The 15,510-nt window shown below is 72.9% G+C and carries 12 protein-coding genes; 8 read left to right on the forward strand and 4 right to left on the reverse strand.

Annotation, left to right across the window (positions count from 1 at the left end; genetic code table 11):
• The first annotated feature begins 25 nt into the window (after positions 1-25).
• On the forward strand, positions 26-310 hold the full coding sequence (tatA, locus tag OHN19_RS39670) for a Sec-independent protein translocase subunit TatA (RefSeq protein ID WP_330268845.1): 285 nt from the start codon (positions 26-28) through the stop codon (positions 308-310).
• A 79-nt stretch (positions 311-389) separates the two neighbouring features.
• Entirely contained in the window at positions 390-2,294 is a 1,905-nt protein-coding gene (locus OHN19_RS39675) for a serine/threonine-protein kinase (RefSeq protein ID WP_330268846.1), read from the forward strand.
• Here OHN19_RS39675 and OHN19_RS39680 read toward each other — a convergent pair.
• Together OHN19_RS39680 and OHN19_RS39685 are read right to left on the reverse strand one after the other, a co-directional pair.
• A complete protein-coding gene (locus tag OHN19_RS39680) occupies positions 2,275-3,429 on the reverse strand; it encodes a hypothetical protein (RefSeq protein ID WP_330268847.1) in 1,155 nt (384 codons plus the stop codon). The genes OHN19_RS39675 and OHN19_RS39680 overlap by 20 nt on opposite strands.
• Positions 3,430-3,531: 102 nt before the next feature.
• Entirely contained in the window at positions 3,532-4,557 is a 1,026-nt protein-coding gene (locus OHN19_RS39685) for a helix-turn-helix transcriptional regulator (protein WP_330268848.1), read from the reverse strand.
• A 300-nt stretch (positions 4,558-4,857) separates the two neighbouring features.
• Here OHN19_RS39685 and OHN19_RS39690 point away from each other — a divergent pair, with 300 nt between their 5' ends.
• From OHN19_RS39690 to OHN19_RS39710, 5 genes are read left to right on the forward strand one after another with little or no spacing between them, the layout of a single operon-like run.
• Positions 4,858-5,886 (forward strand): sugar ABC transporter substrate-binding protein, encoded by a 1,029-nt coding sequence (locus tag OHN19_RS39690; protein ID WP_330268849.1) that lies wholly within the window; start codon positions 4,858-4,860, stop codon positions 5,884-5,886.
• 9 nt (positions 5,887-5,895) lie between these two features.
• Positions 5,896-7,581 carry a sugar ABC transporter ATP-binding protein gene (locus OHN19_RS39695; protein WP_330268850.1) on the forward strand — a complete coding sequence of 562 codons (1,686 nt, stop codon included), beginning with the start codon at positions 5,896-5,898 and terminating at the stop codon, positions 7,579-7,581.
• Entirely contained in the window at positions 7,578-8,558 is a 981-nt protein-coding gene (locus OHN19_RS39700) for an ABC transporter permease (RefSeq protein ID WP_330268851.1), read from the forward strand. The genes OHN19_RS39695 and OHN19_RS39700 overlap by 4 nt, the downstream gene beginning before the upstream one ends.
• Before the next feature lie 32 nt (positions 8,559-8,590).
• Entirely contained in the window at positions 8,591-10,288 is a 1,698-nt protein-coding gene (locus tag OHN19_RS39705; RefSeq protein ID WP_330268852.1) for an amidohydrolase, read from the forward strand.
• Positions 10,289-10,340: 52 nt separating this feature from the next.
• On the forward strand, positions 10,341-11,267 hold the full coding sequence (locus tag OHN19_RS39710; protein WP_330269818.1) for a TIGR03619 family F420-dependent LLM class oxidoreductase: 927 nt from the start codon (positions 10,341-10,343) through the stop codon (positions 11,265-11,267).
• A gap of 34 nt (positions 11,268-11,301) precedes the next feature.
• On the opposite strand, the gene OHN19_RS39715 is transcribed toward OHN19_RS39710, so the two are convergent.
• Positions 11,302-12,408 (reverse strand): LacI family DNA-binding transcriptional regulator, encoded by a 1,107-nt coding sequence (locus tag OHN19_RS39715; RefSeq protein WP_419249561.1) that lies wholly within the window; start codon positions 12,406-12,408, stop codon positions 11,302-11,304.
• Between the two features lie 146 nt (positions 12,409-12,554).
• On the opposite strand from OHN19_RS39715, the gene OHN19_RS39720 reads away from it, so the two are divergent.
• The gene (locus tag OHN19_RS39720; RefSeq protein ID WP_419249562.1) at positions 12,555-13,385 is read left to right on the forward strand and encodes an alpha/beta fold hydrolase; all 831 of its coding nucleotides are present in this window, start codon (positions 12,555-12,557) and stop codon (positions 13,383-13,385) included.
• Here OHN19_RS39720 and OHN19_RS39725 read toward each other — a convergent pair.
• Positions 13,372-15,366 (reverse strand): glycoside hydrolase family 97 protein, encoded by a 1,995-nt coding sequence (locus OHN19_RS39725; RefSeq protein ID WP_330268853.1) that lies wholly within the window; start codon positions 15,364-15,366, stop codon positions 13,372-13,374. The genes OHN19_RS39720 and OHN19_RS39725 overlap by 14 nt on opposite strands.
• Positions 15,367-15,510 lie beyond the last annotated feature (144 nt).

The raw sequence follows: 15,510 nt of genomic DNA on the forward strand, positions 1-15,510 counted from the left end.
TGAGCGTAAAGAGGGGACGTACGGAATGCTCCGCAACGGACTGGAACCATGGCACCTGTTGATCGTGGTGATCCTCTTCCTCCTGCTGTTCGGATCGAAGAAACTCCCGGACGCCGCCCGTGGGCTGGGCAAGTCGATGCGCATCCTCAAGAGCGAGGCCAAGGCGATGAAGGAGGACGGCGCGGCCCAGCCCACCGCCGCCCCGGCCGAGGGCACGAGCGCGGCCGAGCCCGCTCCGCAGGTCATCCGGTCCGCGCCCGCGGAGACCGCCACGGCCCACCGCACGGCGGAGGGCACCCCGGCTCACTGAGGCCGCCGCCCGGCCGTGATCGATGCGCTGACCCAGGGCGCGGCGAACACTGTCGGTGGCGGCAACTATGCTCCCGCCCATGAGTGAGGCAGGCGAAGGCCCCGGCAGACGAGTCGTCGACGGGCGCTTCGAGTTGGAGGCCCGTCTCGGCGGCGGCGGGATGGGCATGGTCTGGCGGGCCAGGGACCTGGTGCTGCACCGGATGGTCGCGGTCAAGGAGGTCCGCCCGCCCGACCGGGACCTCGCCGAGTACGACCCGCACGGCGCGCGCACCCTGCGGGAGCGGGTGCTGCGCGAGGCGCGGGCCCTCGCCCGGATCGACCATCCGAACGTCGTCACCATCCACCACATCGTCGACGGCGGGGAGGGCACCTACCCGTGGATCGTCATGGAGTTGGTCACCGGCGGCTCCCTGGCCGACCGGCTGGCCCAGGGGCCGATGCCGCCCGTCGAGGCGGCCCGGATCGGCCGGGGAGTGCTGGCCGCGCTCACCGCCGCCCACGAGGCCGACATCCAGCACCGGGACGTCAAGCCCGCCAACGTCCTGCTCCGGTCCGACGGACGCCCCGTCCTCACCGACTTCGGCATCGCCGCGATCCGTGAGACGACCAGCCTCACCGCCACCGGCTCCATCATCGGCACCCCCGACTTCATGGCACCCGAGCGGATCTCGGGCCACGAAGGCGGTTCCGCCTCCGACCTGTGGTCGCTGGCGATGATGCTGTACGCCGCCGTGGAGGGCCAGCACCCGCTGCGCCGCGGCAACACCCTGGCCACGCTCGCCGCCGTCCTCAACGAGGACGTGCCCCCGCCGGTCAGGGCAGGTGCGCTGGGTGACGTACTGATGAGCGTGCTGGTCCGCGATCCGGCGGCGCGGCCGTCGTCCGCCGTGCTGGACCGGATGCTGGCCGGGATCGAGTCGGCGCAGACCGGTCCGGCGACCCTCGTCTGGCCCCAGCCCGCCTCCTACCCGCCGAGCCCGCCGTCGGCCGACTTCCCTTCGCTGAACCAGCCGTCGGCCGGCTCCCCTCCGCTGAACCCGCCGTCCCAAGGGTCCTCTTCGCTGAACCAGTCCTCAGCCGGGTCCCACTCGCCGGGCCCGCAGTCGACCGGCTCCCTTCCGTCGGCCGCGCCGCCCGTCGGCTCTGCGCCTTCGTACCCGGGGGCCTTCGGAGCGCCGACGGCTCCCTTCGGCGGAGCCGCCGCCCCCGGGAGCGCGACCGCCCCCACCGGATTCGGGCCGCCGCCGGTCCACCCCGGGCCCGGCCCGGCCATGCCCCAGCCGAACACCGCACCCGTCCGAAAGCGCCGGGAGAACCGCCCCGCCCTCGGGCTTCTGGTCGGCGTCACCGCGAGCTCGCTCGCCGGTGCCGGGGCCCTGGTGTGGTGGCTGCTGCCCCTCGGGAGTGACTCGGGTGGCTCGGGTGGCACGGCGCATCCCGGGCCCTCGTCCGTCGCCTCGGCCCCGGCGTCGACGGGGTCCCCGTCCGCCGCCCCGGCCGCACGGCAGTCCAAGGGCTCGGCCACCACGAGCCTGCTCACCCCGGAGGGCATCCGCACCGCCATCGCGGCGATCGAACAGGACACCGGCCGGGACAGGTTCGGTGACTTCACCGCGTACGACGACTTCGTGTCCGTCGAGGTGATGGTCAAGGGCAGCGACAGCGCCTACGACACCTACACCTACCGTGCCGGGCAGGGGGTGGAGAAGGGCATCATCAAGGGCAGCCTCTCCGGTGGCGACCAGCCCTTCCGCCTCGACGGCTTCAACTGGGACAAGCTGCCCGCGCTCTTCGAGGAGGCCGGGAAGAAGCTCAACGTCGACAACCCCAACGCCCGTTACGTGGTGGTGCGGCAGCCCAACGACACCTTCGACACCCCGCTCGGCATGGCCGTCTACCTCAGCAACGAGTACAGCCAGGCCGGTTACCTGGAGGCGACCCCCAAGGGCAAGGTCACCCGCGTCATGCCTGCGGAGGACTGAGCGGCGCGGCCTGCGGCCCGGGCACCTCCGCGGTGTCCCCGTCGCCGTCGTCCCCGCCCCCGGTCAGCCGCAGTGCCGCGTACCCAGCCAGACCCGCCAGGGTGCCGAAGGTCAGGCAGGCGGGGACGTTCCCGCCGAGGCCCGAGAACAGGTGCAGCGGGCCCCAGGCGGTGGTCGTGTCGTCGGCCGCCACGCGCAGGAGCCCGCTCGCCGTCTGTCCGAGCACGGTGGCGCAGACCCCGCCGACCGCCATCGCCGGTGCCGTGGTCCGGGTCAGCAGGCCGGGCAGCAGGCGCAGCGACCACCACACCACGACCAGCACGAGCAGGTCGGCGGCCCGGTAGAGCAGCCAGTCACCGAGCGGGCTGCCGGACGGACCCGTCCAGAACCCGAGCAGCAGCCACTCGCGCAGCAGGTCGCCGGGCTCGGACAGCAGTCCCCGGCCGCTGAACGACGTCTGGATCCAGGCCGCCACCGACACGTACGACAGGACCACCACCGACAGCGCGACCACCGCGGTCCCCACGCTCGCGGCGACACGAGCGGCGCGCGGCGGCACGGCCCGCCGGGGCAACGGGGCCTCGCCCTTGACGGTGATACGTGCCACGACAACCGTGAGCAGGGCGGTCAACAGCGCCGCGAGCGCCACGACCGGCCCGCTGGACGAGATCACCGACGCCAGCTGCGGCAGAATCCGGAAACTGCCGCGCCCACGGGCGGCGATCAGCCAGGGCGCGGAGACGGTGACGGCCAGCGTGCCGGCCACCGGGCCCCAGACCCACAGCGCGAGCAGGGTGGCGGGCGTACGGCCCCGCGTCGGCGGGATCCTGCGGACCAGCAGCAGCGCGCCGGCCACGAAGAACCCGAAGACCGCCACGAACCTGATCTGCATCCCGGTTCGGTAGAGGTCCGCGTACCGGGTGCCGTCACCCGTGCCGGGGTCCGCGTACGCCGTCGACAGGTCGTACGACCAGGGTGCGAGCCAGCTCCGCAGATCGTTCACGGAGTCGATGTCCAACACGCTGGTGCTGCCGCGCAGTTGCAGCACCTGGGCACTCGCGCCCGCCCACCACAGCAGCAGTGTGAGGAGCAAAGCCCCGAACAGTGCCGGTATCACCGCACGTCGATATGTCATGTGCTGTCCCCCGCCTCGGACCCTGATCCACAGGTGTTCCGATCAGTCTCGATCAGCCGAAGGGTAGGGGAGGACTCCAGTCGTCCGAACCGCAGGGTGGCTTCAGCGTTCCACGAAGAACGCCAGGTGGTCCGGCGCCGGCCGCAGCAGCCCGTCACGGACCGCCAGGGCGGTGGCCTCGGCGCGGGAGGCGGCCCCGGTCTTGCGCAGCAGATGCTCGATGTGGCTGTGCACGGTCCGCGGGGAGAGGAACAGGGCCTGCGCGATCGCCTGGTTGGTCTGCCCGGTCGCGGCCCGGGTGAGGACCTCCAGCTCGCGCGGACTGAGGCCGTACGGCAGCTCGGTGGGTGTCTCGTGCACCAGCACCGCGTCCGCCGTGAGCGCCGGGTCCGGCCGGTGCCGGTGCAGGGTGACCCGGTACCAGACGCCGTCGGCCGGCCACAGGAGCCGCAGCCGGTGGCCGCCCGTGCCGGCGAACGCCCGCAGCAGGCCCAGGAACTCCGCGTCCGCCGGCACCCGGGCGCGGTCCCGACCCGGCAGCTCGACCGTTCCGTCGGGGGTCACGAGCCCCGCCGCGCCGTGGTCCGGCAGCCCGTGCGCGTCACCGGCGCGCGCCACGGGGTCGGCGAGCGCGGCGAGGGCCGGGATGACGGAGGCGAGCAACCGGCGTGCCTCGATGTCGTAGGCGTCGGCCCCCTCCGTGCTCAGATGCACCAGCCCGACGAGCCTGTCGTGGTGCCGCAGCGCCCCGGTCAACCCGTCGCGGAAGCCCGCCGGGCGGACCCGCTCGGCGTAGAACCACCCGTGACGGAACCGGGGGCCGAACTCCTCCGGGTCCTCGGCGTCCTCGGAGATGGACGGCGGCAGTCCCCAGCTCACGACGTTGCGGTACCAGGGCGTGGTGACGAACTCGGCGGCCAGCGCACGGGAGGTCTCGGCGCTGTACCCGATGCCCGCGACCTGGACGTGGGCCCCGCTCAGCGGGTCGATCGTGAGCAGCGTCGCGGCGTCGAGCGGCAGCGCGCGGGCGAGCTCGCGCAGCGCCTGGTCGCGGGCGGAGGCGGTGTCACGTTCGCGGGTGAGCATGCCGATACGGGTGGCCGCCGCGATCTGGTGATGGCTGAGCATGCGAGCCTCCGGGGAGCGGCTCAGGGGCACGGTAGGTCGTTTGGGGCCCAACGATATGTGCGGCCCACGATAGGGACACGAGTGGCGCCGGGCAAGACGTCCGGCGCGCCGGGCACGACGTCCGGCGCACTGGGCACGACGGAGCCGTACACCTCCCGGGGCCGGTGTCCGACGGCGCGCGGCCGTGCTTCTCGCAGGGTCAGTATTTGTACGGATGGTGGCGCGCGGCCGGTGGGGCTTTTCTGTTCGGCACAGTCGGACGCCCGCCGGGAGCGGGCCCGCCCCTCGGAGAGTCCCGCCATGACCACACGCCGGTCCGCCACCGTCCCCTCGGCCACGCGCAGACAGTTCCTCGCGTACTCCGGAGCCGTCGCCGCCGCCCTCACCGCGGCCGGCTGCTCGGCCCCGCCCGCCGCGTCGACCGCCACGCGGCCCGCGGCCTCGTCGGGTGCCCGCCTGACGAAGATCGGCCTGGACTACCCCTTCACCCAACTCCCGCTCTACACCACGCTCGTCAAGCTCTCCAGCACCGCCGCGAAGAAGCACGGCGTCTCCCTGCTGACCACCAACGACGGGGCGAACGCCGACACCCAGGCCACCAACCTCACCACCTGGGTCGCCCGCAAGGTGCCCGCGATCGTCTCCTTCCCCATGGTCTTCGAGGCCGCCGAGGCGACCGCCGAGGCGGCCCTCGACGCGGGGCTGATCTGGGTCACCTACGGCGGCTCGCTGGAGCACCAGAGCGCCGACATCCAGTTCAGCTTCCGCGAGGGCGGCACCCTGCTCGGCACGGCGGCGGCCAAGTGGGCCGCGGAACAGCTCGGCGGCAGGGGCAAGGTCGCCTTCCTCACCGACAGCACCATCGAACTGGGCCGCGAGCGCACCAAGGGCATGGTCGACGCCTTCACCAAGCTCGCCCCCGGCGTCGACGTGGTCGCCCAGGAACAGGCCATCGACCCCGACACCGGCCTCGCCAAGACCAACGCGATCCTCGCCAAGCATCCGGACCTCAACCTCGTCCTCGGTGTCACGGACGCCGCCGCGTACGGCGGGTTCAAGGCGCTCCAGCAGGCGGGCCGGAAGAAGGACGACGCGAAGACCTTCGTCGGCGGCCAGGACGGCGCGGTGCCCTCCCTGGTCGCCATCAAGCAGGGCACCTTCTACCGGGCCTCGGCCGCCCTCGCCCCGGACGACATCGCGAACGCCGTCGTCGACGTGCCCCTCGCGGTCGCCGCGGGCAAGGCGGACCCCGGCGCACAGGTGCCGATCGCCCTGGTCGGCCCCGGCGACACCGCGGCCATCGACGACCTCCTCGCCCAGAACGCCTAGGAGCCCGCCATGACACCGGTGAACCTGCGCGTCCGGGGGCTGAGCAAGTCCTTCGGCGGCGTGCGGGCCCTGGACGGCGTGGACCTGACCGTGCCGATGGGGCAGGTCCACGCCTTGCTCGGCCACAACGGCGCCGGAAAGTCCACGCTCATCAAGTGCCTGGGCGGAGCCTTCCCGCCGGACGCGGGCACGATCGAGGTCGGCGGGACGTCGTACACCCGCCTCAGCCCGCGCGAGTCGATCGACGCGGGCGTCGCGATCATCTTCCAGACGCTGAGCGTGGTCGACGCCCTCACCGTCACGGAGAACATCTTCCTCGGCCAGGAGTGGACCCGGTACGGCCGGATCGACCGCCGCGCCCAGGAGGAGGTCGCCGCCGGTCTGCTCCAGCGGGTCGCGGCGACCTGCTCCCCACGTGACCGGGTCGGCGAACTGCCCATGGGGCAGCGCCAGTTGGTGGAGATCGCCAAGGCGCTCAGCCGCAGCGCCGCCGTCCTCGTCCTCGACGAGCCGACCGCCGCCCTGTCCACCGCCGAGAGCGCGGCGCTCGCCGAACGCGTCGAGGACCTGCGCACCCAGGGCCTGGCCATCGTCTACGTCACCCACCTGCTGTCGGAGGTCGAACGGCTCGCGGACGCGGTGACTGTGCTGCGCGACGGACGGGTGACCCACCAGTCGCTCGGAGCGGGACAGACACGACGCGAACTGGTCGAGGCGATCGCGGGCCGGGCGAGCGGGGGCGGGGCGGGGGAGCCTCCTGCTGCCGGACGGACGTCCGCTGAGCCGGCCACCCCCGAAACCGCAGGTTTTCGTGCCTCCGTTTCCCCGACCGCCCGACCCCGCCTCACCGTCGACGCTCTGCACGGCCCCGGCTTCGGGCCCGTGAGTCTCGCCGTCGCGGAGGGCGAACGCGTCGGTCTGTTCGGGCTCATCGGCTCGGGCCGGACACGGATCCTGGAGAGCCTGTACGGCGCACGCCGAGCCGCCGGCGGCACGGTCCGCGTCGGCGCCCGTACGGTGACCCCGGCGCGGCCCGCCCAGGCACTGGCCGCCGGAATCGCGCTGGTCCCGGCCGACCGGCGCCGCCAGGGGCTGTTCCCGGTGCTGGGAGCACAGGACAACGCGCTGCTGCCTTCCGTACGGCCCCTGTCCCGCGCCGGTGTCCGCGCCCTGGGCGCCGAGCGCCGGGTGTTCGGGGCGCTCGCCGAGGCGGTGGGCCTGCGACCGGCCCGTCCCCGGCTCCCCGCCGCCGCCTTCTCCGGCGGCAACCAGCAGAAGCTCGTCCTCGGCCGGTGGATCAACGAGGCCCGGAGCGTGGACGTCCTGCTCCTGGACGAGCCCACTCAGGGCGTCGACGTGGGCGCCCGGCAGGAGATCTACGAGGTCGTGTCCACCTTGGCGGCCGACCGGGGCACGGCCGTCCTGTTCGCGTCCAGCGACCCCGAGGAGGTCGTCGCCCTGGCGGACCGCTGCCTGATCGTCGCCGAGGGCCGGATCGCCGGCGAACTCTCCGGCACCGAACTCACCGAGGAGGCTCTGCTGTCGGCGATCCATGACACCGGGACGGGACCCCACGGCGGCCCCGACGCGGTGCCGGCTCCAGGTACAGGTCCCGGCCGCCGTACCGGAGCCGATGTCACCCCCGCCCCGAACTCCCGCACCCAGCACACCGCCTCCGCCGAAGGAGCAGCATGACCGCCGCCGACTCCGTGCTCACCCGTCCCCGTCTCGTGGCCTCCGGCGGGCTGACGACCCTGCGGCGGCAGCCGTTGATCGTCGTGCTCGGTGTGATGGTGGTGGGCTTCCAGCTGTCCACGGGCAGCTTCCTCGACCCGGCGAACCTGCGGGGCATCGCCACCGACGCCGCCACCCTGGCCATCGTGGCGGTGCCGTCGGCGCTGCTGCTCATCAGCGGGTACCTCGACCTGTCCGTCGGCTCCACGCTCGCCCTCGGCGGGCTGGTGGGCGGATGGCTGGCCGGGCAGGGGCAGAGCCCGGTCGTCGCCGTCCTGGGCGCGCTCGCCGCCGGCGCGGCCGTCGGCGCGGTGAACGGCGTCCTGTGCTGCTACTTCGGGCTCTCGGCGTTCATCGTCACGCTCGGCATGCTGACCGCCGTGCGAGGGCTGGCCCAGCAGCTCTTCCCGCTGCCACTCAGCGGCTTCGGCACCGGATTCGCCTGGCTGGGCGGAGCGCGGATCGCGGGTGTCGCCGCACCGGTCGTCGTCGCCGCGCTCGTCCTGGTGGCCGGCGCGCTGTTCCTCGCGCTCACCCCGGCCGGCCGGCACGTCTTCGCCATCGGCGTCAACCGGGAGGCCGCCCACCTCTCCGGCATCGACATCCGCCGTACGCCCTTCGCGCTGTTCGTGATCACGGGTGTCGCGGCCGCCCTGGCCGGGGCGATCAAGGCGTCCGTGCTGGACAGCGTGGTCGCCGGGACCTCGGGGAGCGGGTTCGAACTGGCCGTGCTCACCGCCGTACTGGTCGGCGGGGTCGCGCTCACCGGTGGTTCCGGCTCGATCCTCGGCGTCCTGCTCGGCGTGCTGTTCCTCGGCTGCCTCCAGAACGGCCTGACACTGCTGGACGTGCCCACCTTCTGGCAGCAGATGGCGCAGGGCACCGCCCTGGTGGCGGGCGCCGCGCTGGCGTACTTCGCGCCCCGCGCCGCCCGTTGACCGCACCCCGTTCCCTTCCGAGAGAGGTCCCCATGCGCAAAGCCGCGCCCACGCTCGTCCTGACCGGCGGTCAGGTCCTCACCGTCGACGGCGATTTCACGGTCACCGAAGGCGTCGCCGTACACGGCCGGGAGATCCTCGCCACCGGCAGCGACGCCGAGATGCGTGCCCTGGCGGGGCTCGGAACGCGGCTCGTCGAACTCGGCGGCCGGACCGTCCTGCCCGGCCTCAACGACTCCCACCTGCACGGCGCCGCGTACGGCATGACGAAACCGCCGTTCGCGATCGACGTCGGCCACCCCGCCGTGGGCTCGATCGCCGACATCGCCGCCGCGGTGCGACAGGCCGCGGCGGCGGCCCGGCCGGGGGAGTGGATCACCGGTCTGGGCTGGGACCCGGGCTACCTCGCCGAATGCCTGGCCGACCCGCGCCGCTTCCCGCACCGCAGCGACCTGGACGCGGCCGCCCCGCACCACCCGGTGTGCCTCACGGACTTCTCCTCGCACATGGTGTGGGCCAACACCGAGGCCCTGCGCCGGTGCGGCATCGACGCCGGCGCCACACCTCCGCCGGGCGGTGTCGTGGACCGCGACCCCGACGGAGAGCCGACCGGCATCCTGCGCGAGGCGGCCCAGCGGCTCGTGCAGGCCGCGCTCCCCGCCCCGACGATCGCCCAGCGCCGCCAGGCCATCCAGGGTGTGGTGCGCGAGCTGCACGCGCGCGGCATCACCAGCTACACCGAACCCGGCCTCGGCCCCGGCGGCACCGGCACCCTCTTCGGCGGCCTGAGCACCGACAACTGGACGGCGTACGCCGAACTCGCGGCGGAAGGCGAACTCCACGCCCGGGTCAGCGTGCTGCTGCTGCCCGCTCCCATGGGCGGCTCCGCCGAAGACCTGCGCAAGGGCCTGGAGGAGCTGCACCGCCCCGAGTCCGCCGACCCGCGCCGGCTCCACGCCATCGGCGTCAAGATCTTCGCCGACGGCGTGCCCCCGAACCGTACGGCCTGGATGAACGAGCCCTACCCGGGCGGCGGCCACGGCGCCCTGTGCGTGCACGGCGACACACCGGCCCTCCAGGTGGCGGAGCTGCGCGAGATGATCGGCATCGCGCACCGGGCCGGATTCCAGCTCGGCGTGCACGTCACCGGGGACCGGGCCATCGACACGGTGGTGGAGGCCTTCGTGGCGGCGAACGCCGCGGCCCCCCGCTCCGACGCCCGGCACTACGTCATCCACGGCGACTTCATCGGCGCCGGCAGCCTGGCGAAGCTGGCCGCGCACGGCTACGGCGTCAACATGAACCCGGCCATCAAATGGACCATCTCCGACCTGATGGACGAGGTCGTCGGCCCGGAGCGGTCCGCCTACCAGTGGCCGGTACGGACCGCGATCGACGCCGGCGTCCGGGTGTGCGCGAGCTCCGACGCGCCGATCACCGAGCCCGACTGGCGGCAGGGCGTGGCCGCGATGTTGCTGCGCGAGTCCAAGGCCAGCGGCCGCACCAGCGGTCCCGAGCAGCGCGTGACACTCGCCGAGGCCCTGCGCGCCTACACCGCCACCCCGGCCTGGCAGGACTTCGCCGACGACTGGAAGGGCACCCTCCAGCCCGGCAAGGCGGCCGACCTGTGCGTCCTGGACCGACCGCTCCTGGACCTCGACCCGCACGAGATCACGGACGTCCAGGTCGACCTCACGGTCTTCGACGGTGCCGTCGTCCACGAACGCTGATCCCGAACTCGTAGAAGAGGAGCCACAGTTGGCCCCCAGTACCCCGCCCCGCATGCTGCTCGTCCTCAGCGAGAACTGGACGCTGACCGGCGGCCGGGCCGATCTGCCGACCGCCGTGCGCTGGGCCCGCGAGGCCGAGGACGCCGGCTTCGACGCGGTCATGGTCAGCGAGCACATCGTCCTCGGTCCCGACGCGGCGGCCGCCGGCGTCATGGGCAACCCCCGCGAGTACGCCCTCCCCGGCAACCAGGACCCCTTCACGCCCTGGCCCCACTCCCTGCTCCTGCTCGCCGCCATCGCCTCCGTCACCTCACGGCTGCGCCTCGCCGCGGCCGCCGTCCTCGCCCCGCTGCGGCACCCGCTGCTGCTCGCCCGCGAACTCGGCACCCTCGACCTGATCAGCGAGGGACGCCTGGTCGTCCAGCCCACGGTCAGCTGGAGCCGGGACGAGTACGACGCGCTGGGGGTGCCGTTCGGCCGGCGCGGGCGTCTCCTGGACGAGCACCTGAGCGTCTGGGCCAAGGCGTGGGGACCCTCGCCGATCTCCCACGACGGCGAGCACTACCCGTTCCGGGACGTGTACTTCGAGCCGAAGGCGTACCGCCCCGAGGGCCCGCGCCTGTGGTTCGGCGGCCGGCGGCTGCACGGACCCGTCCTGCGCCGTCTGGTCCAACACGGCAACGGCTTCCACCCGTTGGGCCGTCCGACCCCGGAGGACCTGCACACCCTCAAGGAGGCCATGGCCGCGGCCGGCCGGGACAGCGCCGACCTGGAGATGATCGGCGGCACCGACCCCGTCTTCCCCGACGACCACTCCCCGGCCGACCTCGGCGCGGCCCTCGCCTCCGTACCGGAACAACGGGAGCAGGGCTTCACCACGTTCTGCGTCAAGCCGAACCAGTTCATCGACGACCCGGACGGCGTCGGGGCGTTCTGCCGCGAGGTCATGCGGAGAGTGGAGCGGTCGACGCGGCCCTGAAGACACTGCGCCCCTCAGCCGACCGGCTGCGCCGTCAGCCGACGGAACGCACCGAGTCCCGGATCACCAACTGCGTACTCAGCACCACGTGGTTGTCGGAGGCGAGGCCGACCTCCCGCTCCAGGGCGAGGCGTACGGCGGTCCGGCCCAGTTCCTCGTACGGCACACGGACCGTGGTGAGGGCCGGGGTCAGGTCGGTGGCGAAGGGGACGTCGTCGAAGCCGACCACCGAGACGTCGTGCGGCACGCTCCTGCCCGCCTCGCGCAGGGCGGCCAGCGCCCCCAGCGCGACCATGTCGGACCCCGCGAACACCGCCGTGAACCCGACGCCCGTGCGCAGCGCCTCCCGGGTGCGCAGGTAACCCGACTGCCGGGTGTAGTTCCCGGTCGTGTCCAACTCCTCGTCGTGGGGCGCGCCGTGGGCGCGCAGGGCGTCGCGGTAGCCGAGGCGCCGCTGCTCCGCGCTGCTGAAGCCCGCCGCACCCCCCAGGAAGAGGACCCGCCGGTGGCCGGCCGTGAGCAGATGCGCGGTGGCCTGGAAGGCACCGCCCCGGTTGTCGTAGTCCACGACCGTCGCCGGCACCCCCGCGGGCAGCGGCGGCCGGCCGCACAGCACCAACCGGGAGCCGGCCGAGTCCAGCGCCTTGGCATAGCCGGCCATCCGGCGGTGATACGCGTCGTCCGTCACGGTGCCGCCGACCAGGACGACCGCCGCCGCGTGCTGCTCCCGCATCAGCTGGACGAGGTCGTCCTCCCGTTTGGTGTCGCCCTTGGTGGAGCAGACCAGGCTCAGCCGGCCCCGGTTGCCGGCCTCCTCCTCCACGCCCGCGGCCACATGGGCGAGGGAGGGCCCGGTGATGTCGCTCAGGACCAGGGCGACGGGTCCCGCGACCCGGCCGGACAGGGCCTTGGCGTGGACGTTCACGACGTAGTGGAGCGAGTCGACGGCCGCCATGACGCGCTGCCTGGTGTCCTCGGACACCGGGTAGTTGCCCGCCAGCGTCCGGGAAACGGTTGCTACGGAAACACCGGCCTTCGCGGCCACGTCGCGAATCGTGCTCGGCCGGTCGGCCGGCCTCCTCTTCCGCTTCGCCTTCTTCGCCCCCGGGGCGTTGGATGGCGCGGTTTCCTCGTCACTCACGGCTCCGACGTTACTGCACCGGACGGTCCGCGCCGGTTCAGTGATGCCGAAAGCGGCTGCATCAGCCGTAGTAAACGATATCTATCGAGTACGGCTGCTGGGAACGGCTTCGAGACCCTGCTGTTCACCCTCTGACAGGAGAATCAGTGACGCACTACGGAGAGATCGTGACGAACCGCGTTCCCCTCTTCCGCACGGACGTCGGACCGTCCGGCGCTCCCGTCCTGCTGCTGGTGCACGGCTGGGGCGGGGACGGCCGCGAGTGGTCACCGCACGTGGAGGCCCTGGCCGCGCGGTTCCGTCTCGTCGTGCCGGATCTGCGCGGGCACGGCCGGTCCCCGGTGCCCGACGAGGGCAACACGCCGGCGGCGATGGCCGAAGACCTGGCCGCCCTGGTCGAGGCACTGGCCATCGGTCCGGTGGTCGCCGTGGGTCACTCGATGGGCGGTCAGGTGGTCAACCTTTTGGCCGTACGGCATCCCGTCCTCGTGCGTTCGGTGGTGGCCCTCGATCCCGCGCACGGTGCCCACGGCGCCGAGGTGGACGGGATCCCGGCCCGCCTCGCCGCGTACCGGGAACTCGGAGCCCGGGAAGCCGCCGGGTTCGTCGCCGGGGCGTTCGGCGCGGACGCCCCGGCCGGCCTGCGCACGGCCCATGTCCGCACCATGCTCGGCACGCCCGACCACGTCGTCGCCCAGGCGTACGCCGGGATGTACACCGACCCCGGCGCGGTCGGCATCCGCATCCACAGCGAGGCGTATCTCCGTGCGCGCACCCGGCCCGCGCTCACGGTGTGGACCTCGGCGGAGGCCGCCGACTGGGAACGCGGCACCCTGCACGTGCCCGAGTCCCGCGTGGAGCACTGGTCGGACTCCGGGCACTATCTGCACGAGGAGCACGTCGGCCGCACGGTCCGCCTGTTGACCGACTGGGCGGACCGCGCGGCCGACGACCGCCCCGGGGTCAGCTCGGCCTGAGGACGACCGCCTGACCGCCCGCCGGGGCCAGCGCCACCGTCAGCGTGCTCTCCGAGGTGAACGTCTGCGTGCTGACCACGACCGGCGTCTGGTACGGCGCGGTGCCCGGGGTGCCGTCCGCGTAGACGGTCGCCGTCCAGCTGCCGCCGCCGAGGAACGTCAGGGGCAGCGAGAGGGTCCTGGACGTCTCGTTGGTCATGGCGCCCAGGTACCAGGTGTCGCCGCTGCGCCGCGCGACCGCCACGTACTCCCCGATCGATCCCGCCAGGGTCCGGCTCTCGTCCCAGGTCGTGGGAACGGCGTTGAACCAGGGCAGCCCCGGCCAGTTCGCCGGGTTGGCGTACTTGGACGGCTTGTCGTACCAGAACAGGAAGTTGAGGGGCTGGTAGTACACCGCGGCCATCGCCATCTGGTGGGCGTTGGTCGTCCTGTCGCGGGACTGGCCGTAGCAGATGGTGTAGTCGATGGGGCCGCCGATGTTGCGGGCGAAGGGCAGCGTCACGTTGTGCGTGGCGGTCGGGAACTGCTCGTTGCCGCGGACGCCTTCCAGACTGATCCAGTTCGGGTAGGCGCGCTCGAAGCCGAACGGCCGGACGTCGTCGTGCATGTCGATCAGCAGTTCGTACTTGGCCGCGGCCTTCGCCCAGTCGGTGATCTGGTTCGTCATCGTCTGGGTGCCGTCGTTGATGAAGCCGAGCTTGATGCCCCGCACCCCCCAGCTCCTGTAGAGGCCGAACAGGGAGTCCGCGTCGGTCAGCGCCAGCCGGTTGACGTAGAGGAAGACCCCGATGCCCCTGTCCGTGGCGTACGAGATGACCGAGGGCAGGTCGATCGCGGCGATCGGACGGGTCGCGTCGGGGGTGGTGAACTCGGGGCCGTACCAGCCCGCGTCGTACTCGATGTACTCCAGACCGCGGGCCGCCGCGAAGTCGACACCCGCCAGGCCTGCGGCGGTGGTGAGCTCGCAGCGGAAGACCTTGCCGGGCTTGATCCACGAGGTGTCGGCCAGGGCGTTGGGCGGAGCCAGGTTGAGTACCAGCTCGGCGTTGTCGACCAGTTCGGCATGGGTGGAACCGATCACCACCGCGCGCCACGGTGTGGCGAACGGGGTCGTGACCGTGCTGGTCGTCTCGACGGGACCGGTACCGCGGGCGGTGTGCTCCATCAGGAACGCGGACAGGGAGTTGGGCTGCCCCGCCACCGAACCGAGCATCAGGCGGGGGAAGTTCAGCCGGGCGGACTCGCAGACGCAGGCGATGAGCCCGTCGCCGAGCGTGGCGGTCAACGGCAGGTCGGTCAGGGGGCCGTTGTCCGTGCCGGCCGCGCCGGTGACCGGGATGGCCCCGGGCGCCACCGGCAGGTAGGCGTCCTCGTCGCGGGCGCTGTAGACGGTGGTGCCGTCGGGGAAGGCGAACGTGGTCAGTTCGTCGGAGACGGTGACAGTGCCCTGGTCGAGGCCCTGGTCGAGCAGGAGGTAGCGCAGCGCGACACCGGACTTGTAAGCGCGGATCTGGACGGCGAACCGGGTCCCCGAGGCGGAGTCCCGCAGTTCCCAGAGCTGCTCCTGGTAGTGGTCGGTGACGGTGGCGTTGCGGCCGTACACCGGGTTCCAGGTGGTGCGGGAGGTGCCGTGCCGATGCCGTAGGACCGTCACGTCGTCGCCGAGAACGGTCCCGTCGCCCAGCCGCAGGCCGAGGCCGGACCTGTCGACGACCGTCCTCCCGTCCCGCTCCGCGGACCACCGCAACGCCCCGTCCACCACGGACATCGTGATGGCGTTGCCGCCCAGGCGCGCGGTCGCGCGGACCGGACGCCTGCTCGGGGCCGACTGCTCCGCCGCGTGGGCAGGCTGCGCCACAGCCCCCGCCGCGGCCAGGCCGACGGTGACGGCGGTGCCCTTGAGGACGCCTCGCCGTGACAGTGCGCCCGGGCCGCCGACTCTTTCGCGCGCGGGCTCTTCCCGGTCCTCTGCGGTTCTCATGGTGGGAGGCCTCTCTGTTGAGGACGGGGGGTGAGGGGGAGTGGGGGTGAGGGTTGGGGTGAGGGTTGGGGTTGGGGAGACGAGGGCATGAGGTAAACGTTTTCTGTTCGGGAATGTTGTACGCGTCGGAGGGAGGAGGGTCAA

This window comes from Streptomyces griseorubiginosus, assembly GCF_036345115.1.
GTDB classification, from domain to species: domain Bacteria; phylum Actinomycetota; class Actinomycetes; order Streptomycetales; family Streptomycetaceae; genus Streptomyces; species Streptomyces griseorubiginosus_C.